Raw genomic sequence first — 1,478 nt, forward strand, 5'->3', positions numbered from 1 at the left:
CTCCCGGCTCCCGCGAAGGTGGCGCCGAGCGGGCCAGGGCGGCCATGACGGCCGCACCGAAACCTGTTTTGTGTTCGCCCGTGCCGGTGACATTGGCCTTGCCGAGAGCCCGCTGCAGCAACGCGGCGGACTTGTCGCGGGAGCCCGTATCAATGCCAATGGCGGCATCTGCCGGACGCGTCTGGTCCAGCAGAGCCGCCAGGGTTCTGGGGAGATAGTTACCGCCGTCGTGCGAGACGACGACGGCGGTAACGTGTACTGCCTTGAGAATCAGACCGCTCGCTTCCTCAGCCTGCGGCGTTCACGCTCGGAGAGCCCGCCCCAGATACCAAAACGTTCATCATTGGCGAGTGCGTATTCAAGGCACTGCGAACGGACATTGCACGCACCGCAAACCTTTTTGGCATCCCGCGTGGAGCCGCCCTTCTCAGGGAAGAACGCCTCCGGGTCCGTCTGGGCGCACAAGGCGTCCGTCTGCCAGCCGAGTTCGCCTTCGTCGTCGAAGTCCCCCTGGCGCGGAAGCCCGATCCACACCGGCTGGGCCGGGTTGTCGAGCGGACGGCGCAGCTCCATCGGAGGATCGTCGAGATCATCCTCCGGATCTGCCGGCGTGCCTCCCACAAGAGCCTCGTGGGCAGCAAGAAAGGCTGTTGCCTCGTCTTCCAGCGACTCCCGAGTGGTCTCTATGTAGCGGTCCGCCGCCTGCGGATCTGCCGGGTCAACATACCAATCCCCCGGAACTTCACGCGACCGGTACTTCACCGACGCATATTCCGCGACGACTGCATCTTCCTGGATACGCAACGCTTGCCCCATGGCGTCCCTCCTGATGTGTGCAGCTGCTGCCGTGCTCATTCGGTACTCGGTTATGTACCCGATACTCCCGCAGCGGCGTTCGATATCTAATTACACGTGTGTAACTACCAAGCCGTCAAGCCGCGCCGGGATAATAATCAACTTTCCGCACTAACTCCCGCCGCGCCACGCCCGCGATTTTTTTGCCCCATCCGCGCGCTTCCGCGGAAAAACGGAAGCTTCGACTCACTTAAGATGTATTTTCATTGAATTTCAGGGAAATTGCTTGGCCCCTCAAGCGCCGTGCCGTCACCGGCCCTTGGCCCCATGTGGCGCAAGTCATACCCGCCTGCGCCGGGCCGGACGCCCCGTGGCAAGATGTAGCCATGAACACCCCCGCGATGAACCTGATGGCAGCCCTGCGCTCCGGACACGCCACATCCCCCCGGCTGACCTGGTACGGGCCGGACGCCGAACGGGTGGAGCTCTCGGGACGGGTCCTGGACAATTGGGTGGCCAAGACCAGCAACCTACTCCAGGACGAGTTCGACGCCGAACCGGGCATGAGCCTTCGCCTCGACCTGCCGGCCCATTGGAAGTCCCTCGTATGGGCGCTGGCCGGATGGCAGTTGGGGATGGAACTGGTGCTCGACGGCGGCAGCGCCGACCTGCTTGTCACGGAC

3 protein-coding genes are annotated in these 1,478 nt (G+C 63.6%); 1 reads left to right on the forward strand and 2 read right to left on the reverse strand.

Annotated features, from left to right (window positions below; translation table 11 throughout):
- Together AHiyo1_RS06155 and AHiyo1_RS26280 are read right to left on the reverse strand one after the other, a co-directional pair.
- A partial coding sequence (locus AHiyo1_RS06155; RefSeq protein ID WP_445286198.1) for a glycosyltransferase family 2 protein occupies window positions 1-274 on the reverse strand: 274 nt, incomplete at its 3' end.
- Window positions 271-816 carry a WhiB family transcriptional regulator gene (locus AHiyo1_RS26280; protein ID WP_084784377.1) on the reverse strand — a complete coding sequence of 182 codons (546 nt, stop codon included), beginning with the start codon at window positions 814-816 and terminating at the stop codon, window positions 271-273. The genes AHiyo1_RS06155 and AHiyo1_RS26280, both read right to left, overlap by 4 nt.
- Before the next feature lie 365 nt (window positions 817-1,181).
- Here AHiyo1_RS26280 and AHiyo1_RS06165 point away from each other — a divergent pair.
- Window positions 1,182-1,478, forward strand: a 297-nt coding sequence (locus AHiyo1_RS06165) for a TIGR03089 family protein (protein WP_253257183.1), incomplete at its 3' end; no start/stop codon positions are given.

It is taken from the genome of Arthrobacter sp. Hiyo1, from assembly GCF_001263615.2.
Classification (GTDB): Bacteria; Actinomycetota; Actinomycetes; order Actinomycetales; family Micrococcaceae; genus Arthrobacter.